This window comes from Paenochrobactrum sp. BZR 201-1, from assembly GCF_044987585.2.
In the GTDB taxonomy this organism is placed as follows: Bacteria; Pseudomonadota; Alphaproteobacteria; order Rhizobiales; family Rhizobiaceae; genus Paenochrobactrum; species Paenochrobactrum pullorum.
In genome coordinates, this window is the sequence record NZ_JBJDRZ020000042.1 from 1 (window position 1) to 19920 (window position 19920).

Consider the following 19920-nt stretch of genomic DNA (forward strand, 5'->3'; position numbering starts at 1 on the left):
CAATAAACTATCTCGCCGCAATTGCTCTTGTTTCTACAATCATCGCAGGGGGGTAATTGAGTCCTCAGCCTAGAGCACTCTTGGCTGACAAAGGCTATGATGCAGATTGGCTTCGGGAGGCACTCACCAAGCGTGGCATTAAGGTATGTATTCCGTCAAAGGCAAACCGCAAAGTGCCGATAACACATGACGTTACGCTCTATCGAAAGCGGCACAAAATCGAGAATATGTTCGGAAAACTCAAAGACTGGCAGCGCATTCACACAAGATATGACCGCTGCGCTCATACATTCATGTCTGCAATCTGCATTGCGGCAACAATCATCATCTGGATTAATCAATGAGTCCTGACCCTAGAAATGTTTGAAAAAGCAGACCAGATAAGGCGCAGCTTCTTCCTTAACAGTTCAGAAACACCAAACGTTTCAGTGAACATTAAGGCGCTGAGTGTACCTGAAAACATAAAAGCAGCGGTCATGCAAATTGTGGGCACTTGCGTTACCGGAACACCTCAACAAAAGGATGTTGTTTCCATCTATTGGCCTGGTGAAGGCAGCAATCGTACATCCAAGTTTCTTATTTTTACTGATAGCTGGAATGAAGTTGCCAGCGCCAGCGCCCATGGTCACTATTTCGTTTACTAGATCAAGGGAAGATAAGACAAGAAAGCCCTGGACGTTTTCGTATCGTATTTACCACACAAGGAAAACCTGTATCGTTTCTTGTCGATTTCAGTGCTTTATTTCCAGCTTATAATAAAGCGCTGCTAGAGGGTTTTCAATGCAAAGAAATCAGGTGACGATCTGAGTTGTCACATTACAGTGCCGTTGTTAGCGCGGTTACGAGGCTTTTTGCAAGGTTTTCTCAGGTTGTATTTTTGAGCATAAATGAATGATATTCATACATTATTCAGCTTTAGAAATCGCATTTCAAACTAGAACCCACCCTGCTATAAATATTATGGCGACCAAGTTGAAATTTCCACTTCTGTGTAAAGTAGAAATGTCATTTTCATCCCACATGCAACGTCAAGCCCCCGTTCTGAGCGGCTGGTCAGGGTTGCAAACGAGGAATGGGGGCGATATATGCCTCAACTGAGATGGATATTGGTTCTAATCATCAATCGATTGAACGGAATTAACAAACTCAATTATGATCTCTGTAATTTCATCAGGTATCTCTAAATTTGGAAGATGAGCAACATTATTTAGCTCTTTTCCTCGCCCTTTGAATACTATTTTTGAGATATATTGAGACCTTTCTTGAATATGAGGAAAATCTAAGCTTCCCCATAATACAAGTATAGGCATCTCTATTTCATGTAAGTGTTGATAGGCTCGCACTTGATCCCGATCAGAACCTATTGGTGAAGATTTTAATGCAGTATCATACATATCAAAAAATAATTGCCTTACTTGCCCTTTAATACGCCCCTCACAAGCAAGTGGACCGTCAAGCCAAAGCCTTGCCTTGATTGCATTTATTTCATTGTTTTTTTGTGCTGTGATAGCTTGGGTTTGACGAAGTAATAGCTCTTTTATATCAATTGGGTAATTCGGTTCTGGCGCGCCACTCACAGACGGTGAGATGAGCACAACGGCTTTGATCTTCGATGGGTGCAACAACGCCGCGTCCAAAGCAATTTTTGCGCCTTGTGAGCACCCGATTAAAATGGTGGGTCTATCTTCAGAATATGCTTCGATTACAGCCATTAAGTCAGAAATAGAAGAAAAATCTGTTGTTTTTGCACGTGTTTTACCAAACCCTCTTCTGTCGTATGCTATGGACTTACAATAACGTCCTAACACCTCCATTTGAGAATGCCACATACGGCTATCACAAACATTTGCATGCAAAAAAATAACTGGTTCGCCGCCACCTATAACCTCTGTCCATAGTGCTGCATTCTCGGTAAAAATGTGAGTATATTTTCGCATTTTTTCATTCATTTGATCCGGCTCGACTTAATGATTGAGCGCTTCGCGTGATGGCAGTTGGGTCATTGATGAAATTAGTCCTCCGGCCCGGTTTACGGCCATTCGGCTGATAACCATTTTTCTGGCTGTTACTCTTCACCTTTGGTTGTGGCATCTGCTCTTGCTGCTCCTTAATGAAGGCAAGAACTTCGCCAAGCCGTTTATTCTCAACAATGGCAGTATGGCTCACGTGATCCACATCAAACATCTTGTAGCGCAGAGAAAGTCCTCTCCAACGGATATCAAGACGACCATCGACAAAGGCATAGGTATCAACATATTTACCAACCAGGCCACGAGTTATATTATTGTCTTCCAGCATAATTCTTTTGCGCTCAAAGGAAAATGTTAATTGGGCACCAACATAGCGTTGCTCGCGTTTACATAGAATATCACGAAGGCGATCATCCGTTATATTCAATGGTTTATGCATATTATCAGAACGGGCAGGGAGCTTGGAAAACTTAGCATTATACCGCATCATAAACTCTGGTAAGAAAGCATTGCCTGCCTCCATATCTGATATCCCAGCCAGTCGGAGTTCCTTGACCAAACGATCCTGCAATGTGCGATTTGCACGTTCAACACATCCTTTCGCCTGACTGGAATTCGCACATAGAATCTCAATATTAAGTTCCGAAAGTACACGCCCGAATTGTGTCATGCGCTGGCCACTTTAGCTTCGGTCTTTCCACCCCGAAACACGGAATGTTTGTCGGAGTAAAACGCTATTGGGCGACCATGAGTATTGAGTTAAAGTTCTAAAGCCTCAAAATATGTAAAAGCACTTTCCGAGCGCACAAAAAGCAACTGCATCAACGTGCTGGTGGCATCATCAATGAAAACAAGCAGTGTGCAGGGTGGCCCGCGATCTTCAAACCATCGATGATCAGAGCCATCAATCTGGATCAATTCGCCATAGAATTCACGCCGTAACCGTGGCTGATGAAATGTCCGGCGCTGCTTGCGGGAAAGCCAAATTCCGGCTTCCTACATCCATTTACGTAAGGTCTCACGCGACACGCTCAGCCCATGATGTTCAGCCAATTTCTCCGCTGCCAATATCGGGCCAAAATCAAGGTAGCGTTCGCGAATTAAGGTCAAAGCATAATCGCGGATACCATCAGGCAAATGATTGTTTAACCGACATCCACGGCTTCGGTGTCGAATGCTGGCTGCGCCATCATTGATAAAACAATCCAACAACCGATGAACATGGCGCTCGCTCAAAGCCAGAACATGCGCTGCGGATGCAAGCGTCATCCGGCCTTCAATACGATGTAATTCTCGCTCGCTCATTAAAATCCATCCCATCTGCAAACTCCCACATCCTCAAATGCGAAGAGTGTGACATTCTTACTTTGCAGAAACAGGACATTTTAACTTTGCGGCTAAAAGAACCCACCCTGGATAATATATTATGGAACAATAAAGTGTATTTTGTATTTCACCAATTCGGCAATTTTAAAGATCAATCGGAAATGTAAATCCTGCTTTCACGCGATCCATCACCACCATGGTTTTGAAGCCTTTGATATCGTGGTTTTCATAAAAAAAACGACGGGTGAAGGCTTCATAATCCTCCATGTCTTTGGTGGTAATAACCAATATAAAATCAGCGTCTCCCGTTACATAATAGCCGATCATAACTTCTTTGGTTGTACGTATCGCCGTTTTGAAACGGTCCACAATATCCGCTCTTTCCCGTTCAAGCGAAACGAGAACGATCATTGTGATATTGCGCCCGACAGCTTTGGGGGAAACAATCGACACGTCCGCCTCAATAACCCCCTCGTCCCGCAAACGCTTCAAGCGTCTTTGACAGGCTGTCGGAGATAGATGCACGATTTGTGCGAGCTCTTCTGACGTCATGCGATTGTTTTTTTGTACCGCATCCAGCAATGCTCTATCAGCCCTATCTAATGTCATTATGCATAATTCCTGCTCATATATGTGAAATGCGAATAATTTCTGCATTTTAATTTCAATCATTGCAGAATTTATATCATGTCGAGCAGTTAGACTTGTGTAAACCCCAAACGGAGTTCACGCATGAAAAACCTTGCCTCTGCCGCGATTAAAAATTTACGGCGACCTGATCTGATCGAGCACCGTGCTTTTATAAACGGGACATGGGTAGCTCGCGAGCAAACAACAAAAGTTATCGATCCTGCAACCAACGCATTTTTAATGGATGTTACCGCTTGCTCGCTTAAAGATGCAGCCAATGCCGTTGACTATGCGAAGGAAGCTTTTGTCCGGTGGCGTGATTTTTTGCCTGTTGAGCGAGGGCAAATCTTGCGCAAATGGGCCATGCTCATGCGTGAAAATGCGCAGGATCTGGCAACAATAATGACCGCTGAACAGGGCAAACCGCTGTTAGAAGCACTTGGCGAAATTACTTATGGCGCCAACTTTTTGGATTGGTTTGCCGCGGAAGGTGAACGCGCTTATGGCGAAACAATCCCAAGCCATTTACCAGGCAGTCGTCTTTCGGTGCAAATGCAGCCTTTGGGCGTCACAGTGGCGATTACACCTTGGAATTTCCCTTCCGCGATGATCACACGCAAAGCTGGTGCGGCCTTGGCTGCGGGCTGCACTATGATTGTCAAGCCTGCTCCAGAAACACCGCTTTCGGCACTGGCCCTTGCTAAACTGGCTCAAGAAGCTGGTTTGCCGAAAGGTGTTTTGCAGGTAATTACTGGCGAAGCGGCACCATTGGCACGCCATCTGCTGGAAAATCCCCATGTTCGCGGTTTTTCTTTTACCGGCTCAACTGAGGTCGGGCGTATTTTGCTTACTCAATCTGCTGCCACAATTAAAAAGGCATCGCTGGAACTCGGGGGGCATGCACCATTTATATTGTTTGGCGATACTAATCTGGAACATGCTGTTAAAGGCTGTATGAGTGCAAAATTTGCTACATCCGGACAGGACTGTTTGGCCGCAAACCGTATTTATGTGCAGCGTTCTATATATGATGCATTTGTTGATAAATTTGCTGAAGCGGCCTCCAAATTAAAAGTCGGACACGGACTGCAAACGGACACAGATATCGGGCCCATGACGCGTCCGACTGTGGCAGAAAAATGCAGGCAACAAATTGCGCAAGCAATCTCGGCCGGAGCGCGCCTTGTATGTGGCGGACAGGATAGTCCGTTGGGCGGAAATTTTGTGAGCCCGACCGTGTTAGCAGATGTCACAGACGATATGCTGATTGCGCGTGAAGAAACCTTCGGGCCGGTTGCTGCCATCTTATCTTTTGATGACGAGGAAGAAGTCATCAAGCGGGCAAATAATACGGAAATGGGCTTAGCCGCCTATGTTTATACCAATGACCTTGGCCGCGCCATGAGGCTGACCGACCAGCTGGAATACGGCATGGTCTCTGTCAATACACCAAAATTCACCGGAGCACCGATACCATTTGGCGGCTGGAAACAGTCCGGTCTAGGGCGTGAAGGCTCACGTCACGGTCTCTTTGAATATCTCGAAGCAAAATATGTCTGCTTCGGCAATCTTGCTGCATAAAGGATTTTTATCATGACTGTTGACTATAAAAAAATCGCCGAGATGGATCGTAATTCAGTTTTACATCCTTTCACGCAGCTGAAAGATTTTGCCAGCGGGAAAATGGGTGATCCGACTATTGTAGAAACCGGCAAAGGCATCCGGATTCAAGATGTTCACGGCAATCAGTTAATTGATGGTTTTGCAGGCCTTTATTGCGTCAATATCGGTTATGGCCGTGCGGAAGTGGCCGAAGCGATTTCCCGCCAAGCTTATCGTCTTGCTTATTATCATTCCTATGCTGCACATACGACCGATGAGTTGGCGATTTTGTCTGACCGTCTGGTGAAAATGTCGCCGGGCAATATGAGCAAGATTTTTTATGGCATGTCTGGATCGGATGCCAATGAAACACAGGCCAAATTAGTTTGGTATTATAATAATTTACGCGGCAAGCCGAACAAGAAAAAGATCATTTCGCGTGAACGTGGCTACCATGGTTGCAGCGTTGTTTCAGGTTCTATGACCGGCATGAGTTTTTATCATGATCATATGGACTTGCCGCTCGCAGGCATTTTGCACACCGGCGCTCCCCATTATTATTGGGGCGCGGAGGCCGGAGAAACCGAATTAGAATTTTCCAAACGCCGTGCAGTTGAGCTCGAACAGCTTATTTTGCGAGAAGATCCAGATACAATTGGTGCGTTTATCGCCGAACCAGTGCTTGGAACTGGCGGCATTACTCCTCCTCCGGAAGGTTATTGGGAGGAAGTGCAGAAAATTTTGAAGAAATACGACATTCTGCTGATTGCTGATGAGGTCATCACCGGCTTTGGCCGCACCGGTTCGATGTTCGGTTCTCAGCATTATGGCATGGAGCCAGATCTCATTACTGTGGCGAAAGGGCTGACTTCGGCATATTTTCCACTTTCAGGCGCGATTGTCGGCAAAAAAGTCTATGATGTGATGGAAGACGCTGCAGATCGTATTGGTTCCTTCTCGCATGGCTACACTTATTCAGGTCATCCGATTGGTGCCGCTGCTGCCAATGCAGTGCTGGATATTGTTGAAAAAGAAGATTTGCCGGGCAATTCGCGCGTCGTCGGCGCTTACTTTCAAGAGCAATTGAAAAACAAATTCGCACAGCTGCCTATCGTTGGTGAAGTGCGCGGGGTGGGCTTGATGGGAGCAATTGAATTTGTTGCCGACCGTGAAAATAAAACCCGTTTCAAGCCGGAGCAAAGCGTTGGTGCGCGTATTTCCAAAGCTGCACGCGAGCGTGGATTGATTGCCCGTGCGATGCCGCATGGCGATATATTGGGTTTTGCGCCACCGCTTGTCACCACCAAAGAGGAGGTTGATGAAATGGTCTCAATTGCCGAAGCCGCAGTGCGTTCGGTTATGGACGAGCTCACAAAATCGGGTGAAAAAATCTGATTGAAATTCAACCGGCGGGATATTTTATTTCGCCGGTTGATCTTGTTCGTCTAAAACAGCTTGTGCTGTGTATAGTACTTCATATTTAGTAAAAACTATGCATAATGTCATGAAATGATCGTTATATAAACGAGACAATTTCATGTTCAATCAAGTCAATATTCATAAAAACATGTCTTCCACTTCGTCGAAGTCTGTCGTTTGGAATCCCCAAATTGTCAAGCAGAAGGGGGAGACAAAACATGCCGCACTGACAAGTTGTATCATTACTGACATTGAAGCAGGCATTTTAAGGCCGATGGATCGTATGCCCACCCATCGCGATCTGGCGCATGAACTTGGGCTATCAATCCAGACTGTCAGCCTTGCTTATAAAGAGGCCGAACGTCTTGGCTATTTGAGCGGCGAGATCGGCCGAGGAACCTTTGTCAAATCACGCGTCACCGAGCGTGCAGGGCGTATGATGCTCGATCACAGCCCGAATGAAGTGCTCGATTTATCGATAATACGTTGTGTTTATCTTGATGAACATGAAAACGCTTCACGCGAAATATTGCTCGAACTTTCTGAAAGTGACAATAGCAGTTTCATGCGCCCTTGCCGGCCGATTGCCGGACTTGAGCGCCATCGGGAAGCTGCGCGCGCATGGTTGCAACCAATCGGCATAACAGCAGGCATTGAGCGTATTCTGGTAACCAATGGTGCAGCACACGGTATTTTTCTGGCGTTAAGCTGTGTTATCCGTTCAGGTGATGTGGTGCTGTGTGAAAACCTGACCGATCACGGCATTATCGGGCTTGCCAATATTTTAGGGTTTAGTCTTAAAGGCTTGCCGACGGATGAGGAAGGTATTTTGCCCGATGCACTGGAGGCTGCCTGTTCTGCTGGCGGTGTGCGGGCAATTGTGCTCGTCCCTACCCTCAACAACCCGACCAGCCATGTAGCAACTGCACTGCGCCGGCAGGAAATTGCAACCATTGCCGAGCGTTATGGGGTTTTTGTGATTGAGGACGAGGTTTATCGCCCGATTATCGAGGATGATCTGCCTGCAATTTCGCAGATGTTGCCTAATCTCGGTTTTTTCATCACCAGTTTCACCAAGACGGTCATGACCGGTTTGCGCGTCGGTTATCTTGTCGTGCCACCAGCTTATTCAATGCGGGCTGCTTCCATTTTGCGCGTGTCCAGTTGGAGCGGAACCTATCTTTCAGGCGAGATCGCTACGCGTTGGGTGGGAAATGGCACAGCACAGCGTTTACTCGGCATACAGCGCGATGAAGCACGACAAAGACAAATGATTGCCTGCAAAATTCTTGGCGACCATATCGCATCAAGCCATCCGCTCTCGCTCTGCGCTTGGCTGAAAGTACCGGCACATTGGACTGAGGACGGATTGGTGCGTGTGCTGGCCAATCAAAATGTTGCAGTAACCCCTTCCGAACCTTTCATTGCAGGCCCCGGTCATGGTGGCGGTATTCGCATTTGTCTTGGCGGACGCATGAGCCATCCAGGGCTAACCAAAGCCTTGACGACAATCCGTCATGCTTTTGAGCAATTGCCGCCGGTGTTTGATGTGGGTGCAATTGGATGACTTGAACCTCACAATAATTGTATCATGACATTATATTAATTGACATGATTTTGTTTCTCTCTCACCATGACAATCATGATGAGAGATTTTCAACCAGTCACCACAGCAGAAAAAGTATCGGCGGATAGTCTTCCCGTTACTCTATCCGATATCGAACATGCGGCTGCACGTATTGATAAATTCGTGGTGAGAACACCTCTTGTCCAATCCAATAGGCTGTCTGCCCTCACAGGCCAGCCTGTTTATCTCAAACTTGAAACACGCCAGCCCATCGGGGCTTTCAAATTACGCGGCGCTATCAACGCCATTCTTTCTCTTGATGAGAAAAAACGCGCTCAGGGTTTGGTCACTGCATCAACCGGTAATCATGGCCGCGCCGTAGCCTATGCAGCGCGCGAACTTGGATTAAAAGCCACCATTTGCATGTCAGCACTTGTGCCGGCAAACAAAGTCGATGCCATTCATGCGCTTGGCGCGGAGATTTGCATCACCGGCATGTCACAGGATGATGCTCAAAACGAAGTTGCAGAGCTGGTGACGAAATGTTCGCTGACTTCCATTCCGCCTTTTGATGATGTCAATGTCGTTGCGGGTCAAGGTACAATCGGGCTCGAGATTATTGAGGAGCTGCCGGAGCTCAGTACAATTTTAATCCCTCTTTCCGGAGGCGGTCTCGCAGGCGGCATAGCTGTTGCGGTTAAAGCGCTCCGGCCACAAGCTCGCATCATCGGTATATCAATGGAGCGCGGCGCTGCAATGGAAGCCTCTATCCGTGCCGGTCAGCCTGTTGAGGTTACCGAAGAGGAAAGTTTGGCAGATTCCCTTGGCGGTGGCATTGGTCTCACCAATCAAGTGACTTTTCCTCTTTGCAGTGCACTTCTCGACGAAATCATCTTGTTGAGTGAAGAAGAAATAGCTGCAGGCATCCGCCATGCCGCGCAAGAAGAAGGTGAAACCCTCGAGGGCGCCGGAGCGGTCGGTATTGCGGCCCTTCTCGCAGGAAAAATCAAACTTAAAGGGCCAACTGCCATCATCATCTCAGGCGGAAATATTGATGCTGCAATGCATCAAAAAATTGTCGAGGGAGGCATTTGATGAGCCGTATCTGCATACTCACAGAGAAAGACTTGCGGGCTATTATCAAGCTTGATCTGGCTACGATTGATTGTGTTGAGGCAGGTTTTGCAGCACTGGCGACAAAACCCGTCGCCATGCCGCCAATCTTGCGATTGGATATTCCTGAATATCGTGGAGAAGTGGACGTCAAGACGGCTTATGTGCCGGGACTCGATGGTTTTGCCATCAAAGTCAGCCCTGGCTTTTTTGATAATCCCAAACTTGGCTTTCCAAGCTTAAATGGCTTGATGATTTTGCTAAGCGCCCGTACAGGGCTCATCGAAGCTTTATTGCTTGATAATGGCTATCTTACTGACCTGCGCACCGCTGCGGCCGGTGCTGTGGCTGCCCGTCATTTGTCGCGTGAGAATTCATCAACCGCAACAATTTTTGGCGCAGGCATGCAAGCTAAATTGCAGCTGGAAGCTTTGTTACTGGTTCGCCCGATCAATTCTGTTCGGATTTGGGCAAGAAATCCCACCAAAGCTGAAATCCTTGCCAAGCAATTGTCTGATCAATATCCGCTTGAAGTGAAAGCCTATAGTGATCCTCGTGATGCTGTTAAGGCTTCTGATATTATCGTAACCACCACGCCTGCAGAACAGCCGATATTTTTTGAGGATTGGCTTGAAAAAGGTCAGCACCTGACCGCGATGGGTTCTGATGCAGAGCATAAAAACGAAATTGATCCGGCAGTTTTCAAGCGTGTGACCTATATAGCTGACCGGTTGGCACAGACGCGTATTCTTGGCGAATTACATCATGCCATTGCCGCAGGAGCAGTCGAAAGTGATGCATCATTTGCCGAGCTTGGCGATGTAATTGCCGGAAAAGCGGAAGCGAGAAAAGACGAAAAGACCATCACTTTTGCCGATCTGACCGGTACAGGCGTACAAGATACAGCAATCGCAAATTTAGCCTTTAACCGCGCAAAAGATGCGGAATCCGGCCAAATAATTAAAAATGATATTAAAATGGGAGATGCGGCGTGACAATAGCGCTGAATTTTACACCTGGGGAATATGCCGAACGTTTATCGAAAACCCGCCAATCCATGGAAACCGCGGGTATTGATCTTTTAATCGTAACCGATCCTGCCAATATGCATTGGTTGACCGGCTATGACGGATGGTCGTTTTATGTGCATCAATGTGTAATTGTTCCGCCAAGCGGTGAACCAATCTGGTATGGCCGCAAGCAAGATGCCAATGGCGCAAAGCGCACAGCCTATCTCGATCATGATAATATCATCGGCTATCCGGATCATTATGTTCAATCAACAGAACGCCATCCGATGGACCTTCTTGCTCAAATCATTGATGAACATAAATGGGCAAGCCTCAAAATCGGCGTTGAGATGGATAATTATTACTTCTCCGCCGCAGCCTTTGCGTCTTTACAAAAACATTTGCCTAATGCTCGTTTTAAAGATGCGAATGGTCTGGTCAACTGGCAGCGCTCTATCAAAAGCCCGACCGAGCTTGATTATATGCGCAAGGCCGGAAAAATTGTCGAACTTATGCATCAGCGTATCGTAGATATTATCGAGCCAGAGATGCGAAAATGCGATCTGGTAGCAGAAATTTATGATGCCGGCATTCGCGGCACATCCGAATTTGGTGGCGATTATCCATCAATCGTGCCCCTGCTGCCGTCAGGTATTGATGCATCCGCCCCGCATTTGACATGGGACGACAAGCCGATGCGTATCGGCGAAGGCACTTTTTTCGAGATTGCAGGTGCTTATAAACGTTATCACTGCCCGCTCTCGCGTACGGTTTTTCTTGGTAAGCCGACGCAAGCATTTCTTGATGCGGAAAAAGCAACACTGGAAGGAATGGAGGCAGGTCTTGCTGCGGCAAAACCAGGAAATAGCTGCGAAGATATTGCCAATGCTTTTTTTAAGGTTTTGAAAAAATATGGCATCATCAAAGATAATCGCACTGGTTATCCAATCGGACTGTCCTACCCGCCGGATTGGGGAGAGCGGACGATGAGCCTGCGTCCGGGTGATAAAACCGAGTTAAAACCGGGTATGACTTTTCATTTCATGACCGGCCTTTGGCTGGAGGATATGGGGCTGGAAATTACCGAAAGCATCGCTATTACAGAAACAGGCGTTGAGTGCTTATCGAATGTTCCTCGCCAGTTGTTCGTGAAGAGCTGATGCCATGCTGAATAGTTTACAACGCCCCTCTCCTATTACTGCCACGGTTGACCTGAACAAAAAAGGCATACAGCACGGCCATTTGCGTCTGCCTTATAGCCGTGACGACAGTGCATGGGGGTCGGTTATGATCCCGATCTGTGTCATCGCGAATAATGAAGGGCCGACTGCATTACTCACAGGCGCCAATCACGGCGATGAATATGAAGGCCCCGCCGCACTTTTTGAATTGGCTCAGACGATTGATCCGGCTGAAGTCAATGGCAGAATTATCATTGTTCCGGCGCTCAATTATCCGGCCTTTTGTGCCGGTACCCGTACATCGCCAATTGATCGGGGCAATCTTAATCGTAGTTTCCCCGGCCGAGCAGACGGCACTGTTACCGAAAAGATTGCCGATTATGTAACGCGCTATCTGATACCGCTTGCCGATATTGTGCTTGATTTTCATTCAGGCGGCAAAACACTCGACTTTCTTCCTTATGCGGCCGCACATGAATTGCCGAACAAAGATCAGGAAGCCAATTGCTTTGCGGCGGTGCAAGCATTTAACGCTCCTTTTTCTATGAAAATGCTCGAAATTGATGCTGTCGGCATGCTTGATACAACCGTTGAAGAAATGGGCAAAGTGTTTGTAACCACAGAACTGGGAGGGGCAGGCACTGCAACTGCTACTTCCATTGAGATTGCCCGAAAAGGCACCTGCAATATTCTTCGTCATGTTGGCATATTAAAAGGTAATATTGATATCCGGCCTAGCCAATGGCTGGATATGCCATCCGATGATTGCTTCACTTTTGCCCAAAATGACGGCTTAATTGCCTTTAACTGCAATCTGGGGGACAAGGTCAAAAAAGGCGCGACTATCGCCCGAATTTATCCACTAGGTAAAACCGGAATTGCCCCAATTGAATATCATGCAGCTTTAGATGGTGTATTGGCTGCACGCCACGTGCCCGGCCTTATCAAGACGGGTGACTGCCTGTCCGTTATTGCAACAATTACGGAGACAATCTGACCACCCAATCACAGTGAGATTCGAAAACGAGCCACTGAAATTAAACAGGAGGAGAATAAAATGACTATGATGAAAACTGCAGGTCTGGCAATTGTTGCCTTGAGCTTGTCCATTTCCGCCGGCAATGCTCTGACCTTGGATGAAGCCAAAGAGCAAGGCTATATCCGCGCTGCAACAGCCAATGAAGTGCCCTATTCTTTCATGCAGTCCGATGGAACATCTGCAGGCATTGGACCTGATGTCGCCAATGCTGTTTTGAAATCTATGGACATCGAGGATGTTAACTGGACGGTTACACCATTTGGAACCCTAATTCCGGGGCTTAAGGCCAAGCGTTATGACTTTACTGCAGCCGAGCAAAATATCTCGCCGGAGCGTTGCAAACAGGTCGCTTTCACCGAACCAAACTCATCTTATGGTGAAGGGCTTCTGGTTAAAAAGGGCAATCCTAAAGGCCTGACAACTTACGCTGATATTGCTAAAGATCCGTCATTGAAAGTGGCTGTTGTCTCAGGTGCTAATAATGTTGATTTTCTGCGCGCTGTCGGCGTTAAAGAAGATCAAATTATTTATATTCCAGCCAATGCTGACGCTATTCCAACGGTACAAAGCCGTGCCGATGCTTATGCCGCAACCGAGCTGACCGTCTCGGAGCTTGCCAAAGGGCAGACACAAGTCGAGCAAGTCGAACCATTTGAAGATCCGATCGTCAACGATGCCCCAGTACGTAATTACGGTGCTTTTGCCTTCAGACCTGAGGACAAGGATTTGCGCGATGCATTCAATGCGGCTTTGATCGAATTCCGCAAGACTGACGAATATAAAACAATTCTTGGCAAATACGGTCTCTCTGAACAAAGTATTGCGGCAGCATCAGAAAAAAACACCGCCGATCTTTGTGCTGGCAAATAATGGACAACGTGTCCGGCCTTGTCCGGACACATCCTGCTTGCTAACCGGAGGAGAAAAAGATGGACTGGACAGCCTATCTGCCGATGCTGTTGCAAGGTGCTGGCGTTACTATGACAATCACGCTTGCTGCCATTGCTGTCGGCGCTTGCCTTGCTTTTATCTTTGGCCTCATGCGTGTTGAAGGCGGGCCTGTTCTTTCAACAATTGCGCTGTGTTACACGGAAGTGTTTCGCGGCACCTCGCTGCTGGTTCAGCTTTTCTGGTTTTACTATGCATTGCCCCTCGTCGGACTCAGTTTGGATCCGATCACCACCGGCATTCTGGTACTGGCAGCTCATGCGGGTGGTTATGGCGCTGAGATTGTGCGCGGGGCAATGCAATCGGTTTCAGTGCAACAGCATGAAGCTGCGCGTGCATTGAATTTCAACCGGTTTCAGACCCTTTATCGTATTTCACTGCCGCAAGCAGTCGTAGAGATGATGCCGGCTTTCGGCAATCTTGCCATTGAGACATTGAAGCTTTCTTCTTTGGTCTCATTCATTTCAATTGCCGATCTGACATTCTCTGCTCAATCCATACGCAACATCACTTTGGATAGCACGAGCGTCTACACTTTCACACTGCTCGGCTATTTTGTGATGTCGCTTATGTTGATGCTGGCAATCCGGCTGATCGAGCATTTTGTACGTCGCGGCAATGCCTTTCCCCGCATAACACATTCATGAGGATAACACGCTATGATGTATGGTTATGAATGGGATACAACAACATGGATCAGCTATACAATTTCGATCCTGCCTATCATTCTTATTGGGCTGACGGTTACACTGAAAGCCGCGGCTGCCGGATTTTTGATTGCATTAGTGCTGGGACTGATATTTGCTTTGCTGCGGCGCAGCCGTAATAAAGCAATCTCCTGGACGACGGCCTTTATCGTCGAGTTTCTGCGTGACACTCCGCTCTTGGTGCAATTATTCTTTCTTTATTATGTGCTGCCGGAGTTCGGTATTGTCTTGCCAGCATTTATGACTGGTGCATTGGCATTGGGTTTGCAATATGCAGCTTATACGTCGGAAGTTTATCGTGGCGGTATTGAAGCTGTTCCGCGTGGTCAATGGGAAGCTGCAACCGCTCTTAATTTGACGCCTTTTCAAGCCTATCGCGACATAATCATACCTCAGGCAATCCCTCGCATTTTACCGGCAATGGGCAATTATCTCGTTGCTATGATTAAAGAGACACCGGTTTTATCCGTCATTACTATTCTGGAAATGATGGCTCTAGCCAATATGATCGGTGAACGAACTTTTGAATATCTGGTGCCGCTGACGCTTGTCGGCCTGATCTTTCTCCTTTTGACGCTGATTTGCTCGGCCGGACTTCACCGCTTGCAAAAAACGCTTCCCAAAGCAGGAATACCATTAAGATGACCGATAATATGACATCACCTACCATCATTGAATTTTCCAAAGTAAATAAACGCTTTGGCGCTTTGACAGTGCTTGATAATTTTAATTTCAAAGTAGCAAAAGGTGAAAAAGTAACCCTAATTGGCCCATCAGGTTCTGGAAAGTCAACTGTTTTGCGTATTTTGATGACACTGGAACCGTTTCAGGAAGGTCGTTTGACACTTGCAGGAACTTCTTATCATGAAGATGGTGGTAAAGGCCCTTTTTTAGCATCCGAAAAACATCTGCATCAAATCCGCAGTCATGTTGGAATGGTGTTCCAAAGCTTCAATCTCTTTCCGCATATGACCGTTTTACGCAATGTCATCGAAGCGCCAATACGTGTGCTTGGCATTGCAAGGGCAGAAGCGGAAGCAAGAGCCATTGAATTACTCAAAATGGTCGGGCTTTCTGATAAAAAAGACCACTTTCCTTCACAGCTTTCCGGCGGTCAGCAACAACGTGTTGCCATCGCACGTGCGCTTGCCATGCGTCCGCGCGTATTGCTCTTTGATGAGCCGACATCGGCTCTCGACCCGCAATTGGTTGGGGAAGTTCTTGCTGTTATCCGTGATTTGGCGCATGAGCATGATTTGACCATGCTTTTGGTTACACATGAAATGCGTTTTGCACGCGAAGTTTCAGATCGCATTTGCTTTTTTGACAAAGGGCGTATCTGTGAAGAAGGTAGCCCGGATCAAATTTTCGGTAACCCGAAACAAGAACGAACCCGAGAATTTCTGTCATCTGTTATTGATTATAGTTGATCGAATTCTTTGATGAGAAATGGCCTGTGCTGGCGCAATGTACCGAAAGATTATGTCCTCAGAGGTATCGGGCTCACCAAGTATGAGCTAAATTTCAATTCGCATTTTTTGCGATAGATTTAGCTGTCCATTTACTATGTTGATTTCAGGAATGCAGGCATGTGATTACAAAAGCACAACCTTGAGAAGCCAATGTCATGACGCTTACCGCAATGATTGGCCAGTTTGTAATACTGTGTTTGCAAGCAAATTTTAATTCATAAATTTTGACAGAAAAAATTGTAGATCTATATTTTCAAATACCATATTTAAAACACATAATACAAATTTACGATTGGATTGTTGCTTAATAATGTTTTATAATTAATGGAAAATCATTTCCGGTTTACCACTAAAGTTGAAAGCGTCCTGTGCAAAATAGAACCGTTCAGACATCACCGCATGGGTTAGACACCAGCAACCTCAGTTCATTGCAAGCAGAAATTGCACGTAAATTAATGCCATTGATACAATCGGGCCGATGGGCTGTAGGTGAGAAGATTTCTGATGCGGCATTGTCTCGGGAATTTGGTATTTCCCGCACTCCAATTCGTCAGGTTCTGTATTACCTGATTGAAAAAGGCATTATCACTCAAACCGATAATCGTGGTTTCACGCTGCTCAATACCCCACTGACAACAGATCAGATGGAAGAACTGGTTCCTCCTTCTGACGTTGATACTTTATACCACCAGCTGATGCATGCGCGTGCCAATGGCATGATCGGCGACGAGGCATCAGAAACTGAGCTGGTGGAACAATTCAATTCATCGCGCGGTGTTGTACGACGCACGTTGATGCGCTTGTCTTCCGAGGGGCTGGCAGAGCGGCGCGATGGCCATGGCTGGCGTTTTGCCGAATGTCTGGACAACAAACAATCTGTCAATGAATCCTATGCCTTTCGCACAATTATTGAGTGCGGTGCTATAATGGAAGATACATTTAAACCAGATCTTGCCGAGCTTGCAGCACTGGAACATGCGCAACAAACGCTACTCGATATGCCACTGGCAATGATTAAGGGCGCGGAATGGTTTGAGGCTAATGCTAATTTCCATGAAACTGTAGTCTCATGGTCGGGCAACCGTTTTCTCATTCAATCAATCCGGCGACAAAACAGCCTGCGCCGTATGACCGAATATGCGGAATTTGCCGAGCTAAGTGAAACAGGTGTGCGCAAAGCAGCCCGCGATCATCTGGCTATTCTTGAAGCTATTAAAACCGATGATCGTAAATTAGCCTCGGCTATACTGTACCGTCATCTCAGCCGCTCCTACGTATCTGCAGACAGCCGCCCTGCTGCTGCACAAGATTAGTTTTGCTGCCAAATGGTTGAGCATATTTTCTGCCGTGACATCTGTATAGAACGAGGCGAACCACTGGCAGGGGCAGGCAGTGCTGCAAAACGTTATATATTATTGCACTGGCCGCGTGCGCATTGGCGGGTTCCGCGCACGCAGTCTCATACTATGCCGGTGGAACTTGCCGATGCGATCATGACCGCCAATGCTGCGGGACTGCATGTGGCACTGGTCGATGGCGATGATATTGCCCTGAGCTGTGACAACATCAATATTACACAAATCGAACCGCAAAAAGCAGCACAACTGATCTACGAGCTGGCGGACGGCGCTAAGCTTGAGGGGGAAAAGGATAACCGCATCACAATTGTCTGCTGTACAGATGCCAAACAAGACCCATGCTGTGCCCGATATGGTTTTGCGACATGGAAAGCCCTCAAAGCACAAGCTGACCCGCAACATTTCCGCATTCTGCAATCCACACATCTGGGCGGTTGCCGGTTTGCTGCTTCTGTAATCGTGCTGCCGCAACGTGCTCGCTACAGCCGGTTGCAACCTGAAAATATTGCAAATTTTCTTGAGCATATAAAAAAGGGCACGCCCTATCTGCCAGCCTATCGTGGTAACCCAGAGCTTGATGCACTTTCACAAGTGGCGGAACATGCTGCACTCACATGGGCGCAGGAGAAAGGACTGCACGGCAACGTCTCTTTTCCTCACCCAATAACCGAGCCGCATGATGGTACAAGCATCATCATCGACACTGTAATTGGCAGTTATGTGTTGGAGATATCATTACGCAAAACCAGTTTTCCGGTGAATACACGCTGCGTAACATTAAAAGATGAAAGCGACCCGACGCAAATAATGCGCTGGATCGCAGTGAATATCAGAGTGAAAATTTAGATTTTTTGTTTATTTTGCGCGCAAAACATCCGTGAAAAATGCTTTGACTGATCCCTGAATAGCAGTTCCGTCATGGGAGACACCGGCAACAGTATCAAAACGCGGCGTAAGGCCAAGTTTCTGCAATGATGTCTCTAAGCAACGCAACCGGTCAACACGGTTTTCACCGCTATCGTTAATACCATCGATCCACAATGTTGATTGCAGCCCTACGGTGACATCCCATATTTCGGTATCCTCATCACCGATGACAAGTTGGATAGCCACCTGTTTCATTGCTTCCACATCAAGAGGACGTCCAAAAATCGCATCGGTGTCTTTAGTGCCGACCCACCATGATTTCTGATCATCCGGCAGTGTTACCGTACCCGGAGCACCAACGGAAACACCAAGCAAACGCTGCGGATAGAGATAGAGAAAACGATGGACAAACTGACCGCCGCCGGAAAAGCCGTGTAACAAAAACTTTTCTTTTTCAATGCGATATTGCGCAGCAACTTCTTCAATCATATCCAGAAGGATCAAATCATAACGGATGCCTTCATAAATAATACGCTTATAATTATGAAGCTCGCCCTGTTTTCCGATAGCACATGGGAAAAGTGGCGCCAGCAAAATGCACTCATGCTCTTCAGCAAAATCTATGAATTCATCACGCAGAATATCTGCATCACGCAAACTGCCATGCACCAACACAACAAGCTGGTGAACCTTATCGCCATCTGGATTATAACTGCTTGGAATATAGCAGCAGTAAGAAAAACGTTGATCCATCCGTGAAGCGAAAAACGGCGTTCTGCCCAATTCATAGAAGTTTAGTTTTTTTGACATTTATAATCTCCCTTGATCCCTCAAGCCCATTATTTTTCCATGGCATAAGCGGCCAGAACTTTGCCAAGATACGCAAGCGATGCTTTCAATGCGTCGTAACCAGCATTACGCTCACGCGTGCCCTCATCCATGTAAAGGCGGCGATTGATTTCAAACTGAAGACTATTGCGGTTGTGACGCGGATTTGAATAACTCTCTGTCAGCTCCGCTCCCCTGAACGGCTTATTGATCGCCACATCCAGCCCGCACCCGCGCAAAGTTTCTGCTATCAGATTAACCAGCTCCGGTGAGGCCGATGTACCATCAAGATCGCCAAGGCAAATATCCGCCCGCACCGTACCTGCAGGATCGGAAGAAATAGCGTGTCCCACCGCCGTCATCGAATGGCAATTGATATGATAGACCCGCCCGAAACGCGCATAAACCGCATTCAGCAATGCCGCTAACTGCCGATGATAAGGCTGCCAGTAGCGCGCAATCCTGCTTTCTGCCTCGGCAACACTTAGTAAACGGTCATGCATCAGCTCATTGCCCCAGGCATAGCGCCACATCAGCCCCATACCGCGCTGTGCGGTGGGGCTGTTACGCACCGGATAAGGCCAGTCCCCCTCCACCATCTGCACATCCATATCAAGACGGGAGCGGTTCACATCCAGAAAACTACGCGGAAAATGCGCTTTCAAAAGCGGTGCACCAATATCCGGTATAAAGGAAAACAGATCATCCACATGGGTATCTGCCGCAACACGCACCCTCTCGACACTCACCGCCGGATGAAAATCATCCGGGATTTGCAATCCGCTATGAGGACTGTCAAATACCAATGGCACAAGCGGGGCACGGGGCACTACAACAGAAAGAACGCCTTCAATTTCAATAGGTTCAATTTTATCCAGCATCT

At 47.2% G+C, this 19920-nt stretch carries 20 protein-coding genes and 1 pseudogene; 16 read left to right on the top strand and 5 right to left on the bottom strand.

The genetic code is table 11. The features are described from left to right. Window positions 1–56: 56 nt before the first annotated feature. The 3 genes from ACI0FR_RS15790 to ACI0FR_RS15800 are packed head-to-tail and all read left to right on the top strand — an operon-like array spanning window position 57 to window position 799. Window positions 57–344, top strand: a complete 288-nt coding sequence (locus tag ACI0FR_RS15790) for a transposase (RefSeq protein ID WP_461667985.1) — start codon at window positions 57–59, stop codon at window positions 342–344. A gap of 15 nt (window positions 345–359) precedes the next feature. Beyond that, entirely contained in the window at window positions 360–644 is a 285-nt protein-coding gene (locus ACI0FR_RS15795) for a hypothetical protein (protein ID WP_374834315.1), read from the top strand. A gap of 11 nt (window positions 645–655) precedes the next feature. Further along, complete coding sequence (locus ACI0FR_RS15800) at window positions 656–799, top strand: hypothetical protein (protein ID WP_374834360.1); 144 nt, start codon at window positions 656–658, stop codon at window positions 797–799. A 313-nt stretch (window positions 800–1112) separates the two neighbouring features. Here the strand turns inward: ACI0FR_RS15800 and ACI0FR_RS15805 are convergent, their stop codons facing one another. The 3 genes and pseudogenes from ACI0FR_RS15805 to ACI0FR_RS15815 all read right to left on the bottom strand — a co-directional run bounded on the left by ACI0FR_RS15805 (window position 1113) and on the right by ACI0FR_RS15815 (window position 3908). Then, window positions 1113–1949, bottom strand: coding sequence for an alpha/beta fold hydrolase (locus ACI0FR_RS15805; protein WP_461667986.1), 837 nt, complete (start codon window positions 1947–1949; stop codon window positions 1113–1115). Beyond that, a pseudogene (locus ACI0FR_RS15810) lies at window positions 1942–3290 on the bottom strand (ISNCY family transposase). Before ACI0FR_RS15810 ends, ACI0FR_RS15805 begins: the two are co-directional and overlap by 8 nt. Before the next feature lie 150 nt (window positions 3291–3440). Beyond that, entirely contained in the window at window positions 3441–3908 is a 468-nt protein-coding gene (locus tag ACI0FR_RS15815; RefSeq protein WP_374834362.1) for an Lrp/AsnC family transcriptional regulator, read from the bottom strand. 120 nt (window positions 3909–4028) lie between these two features. On the opposite strand from ACI0FR_RS15815, the gene ACI0FR_RS15820 reads away from it, so the two are divergent. The 13 genes from ACI0FR_RS15820 to ACI0FR_RS15880 all read left to right on the top strand — a co-directional run bounded on the left by ACI0FR_RS15820 (window position 4029) and on the right by ACI0FR_RS15880 (window position 18188). Next, entirely contained in the window at window positions 4029–5507 is a 1479-nt protein-coding gene (locus tag ACI0FR_RS15820) for an NAD-dependent succinate-semialdehyde dehydrogenase (protein WP_374834319.1), read from the top strand. A gap of 12 nt (window positions 5508–5519) precedes the next feature. After that, window positions 5520–6923 carry an aminotransferase gene (locus ACI0FR_RS15825; protein ID WP_461667987.1) on the top strand — a complete coding sequence of 468 codons (1404 nt, stop codon included), beginning with the start codon at window positions 5520–5522 and terminating at the stop codon, window positions 6921–6923. Between the two features lie 172 nt (window positions 6924–7095). Next, window positions 7096–8514, top strand: a complete 1419-nt coding sequence (ehuR, locus tag ACI0FR_RS15830; RefSeq protein WP_461667999.1) for a MocR-like ectoine utilization transcription factor EhuR — start codon at window positions 7096–7098, stop codon at window positions 8512–8514. Between the two features lie 66 nt (window positions 8515–8580). Then, window positions 8581–9609 carry a hydroxyectoine utilization dehydratase EutB gene (eutB, locus tag ACI0FR_RS15835; RefSeq protein ID WP_461667988.1) on the top strand — a complete coding sequence of 343 codons (1029 nt, stop codon included), beginning with the start codon at window positions 8581–8583 and terminating at the stop codon, window positions 9607–9609. Next, window positions 9609–10622, top strand: a complete 1014-nt coding sequence (gene eutC / locus ACI0FR_RS15840; protein WP_461667989.1) for an ectoine utilization protein EutC — start codon at window positions 9609–9611, stop codon at window positions 10620–10622. Before eutB ends, eutC begins: the two co-directional genes overlap by 1 nt. Next, window positions 10619–11797 carry an ectoine hydrolase DoeA gene (gene doeA / locus ACI0FR_RS15845; RefSeq protein WP_461667990.1) on the top strand — a complete coding sequence of 393 codons (1179 nt, stop codon included), beginning with the start codon at window positions 10619–10621 and terminating at the stop codon, window positions 11795–11797. The genes eutC and doeA overlap by 4 nt, the downstream gene beginning before the upstream one ends. 4 nt (window positions 11798–11801) lie before the next feature. Beyond that, window positions 11802–12815, top strand: coding sequence for a N(2)-acetyl-L-2,4-diaminobutanoate deacetylase DoeB (gene doeB, locus ACI0FR_RS15850; RefSeq protein ID WP_461667991.1), 1014 nt, complete (start codon window positions 11802–11804; stop codon window positions 12813–12815). Between the two features lie 60 nt (window positions 12816–12875). Then, on the top strand, window positions 12876–13727 hold the full coding sequence (gene ehuB, locus ACI0FR_RS15855; RefSeq protein ID WP_461667992.1) for an ectoine/hydroxyectoine ABC transporter substrate-binding protein EhuB: 852 nt from the start codon (window positions 12876–12878) through the stop codon (window positions 13725–13727). A gap of 59 nt (window positions 13728–13786) precedes the next feature. Further along, the gene (ehuC, locus tag ACI0FR_RS15860) at window positions 13787–14452 is read left to right on the top strand and encodes an ectoine/hydroxyectoine ABC transporter permease subunit EhuC (protein ID WP_374834335.1); all 666 of its coding nucleotides are present in this window, start codon (window positions 13787–13789) and stop codon (window positions 14450–14452) included. Between the two features lie 12 nt (window positions 14453–14464). Beyond that, complete coding sequence (ehuD, locus tag ACI0FR_RS15865; RefSeq protein ID WP_374834337.1) at window positions 14465–15157, top strand: ectoine/hydroxyectoine ABC transporter permease subunit EhuD; 693 nt, start codon at window positions 14465–14467, stop codon at window positions 15155–15157. Between the two features lie 8 nt (window positions 15158–15165). After that, window positions 15166–15942 (top strand): ectoine/hydroxyectoine ABC transporter ATP-binding protein EhuA, encoded by a 777-nt coding sequence (gene ehuA / locus ACI0FR_RS15870; protein ID WP_461668000.1) that lies wholly within the window; start codon window positions 15166–15168, stop codon window positions 15940–15942. 410 nt (window positions 15943–16352) lie between these two features. Then, window positions 16353–17297: a GntR family transcriptional regulator gene (locus tag ACI0FR_RS15875; RefSeq protein ID WP_461667993.1), complete on the top strand. Its 945-nt coding sequence runs from the start codon at window positions 16353–16355 to the stop codon at window positions 17295–17297. Window positions 17298–17309: 12 nt separating this feature from the next. Further along, window positions 17310–18188, top strand: coding sequence for a sucrase ferredoxin (locus ACI0FR_RS15880; RefSeq protein ID WP_461667994.1), 879 nt, complete (start codon window positions 17310–17312; stop codon window positions 18186–18188). 9 nt (window positions 18189–18197) lie between these two features. Here the strand turns inward: ACI0FR_RS15880 and ACI0FR_RS15885 are convergent, their stop codons facing one another. Both ACI0FR_RS15885 and ACI0FR_RS15890 read right to left on the bottom strand, forming a co-directional pair. Then, the gene (locus tag ACI0FR_RS15885; RefSeq protein WP_374834343.1) at window positions 18198–19019 is read right to left on the bottom strand and encodes an alpha/beta hydrolase family protein; all 822 of its coding nucleotides are present in this window, start codon (window positions 19017–19019) and stop codon (window positions 18198–18200) included. Between the two features lie 29 nt (window positions 19020–19048). After that, window positions 19049–19918, bottom strand: coding sequence for an N-formylglutamate amidohydrolase (locus ACI0FR_RS15890; protein ID WP_461667995.1), 870 nt, complete (start codon window positions 19916–19918; stop codon window positions 19049–19051). Between the last annotated feature and the right edge of the window lie 2 nt (window positions 19919–19920).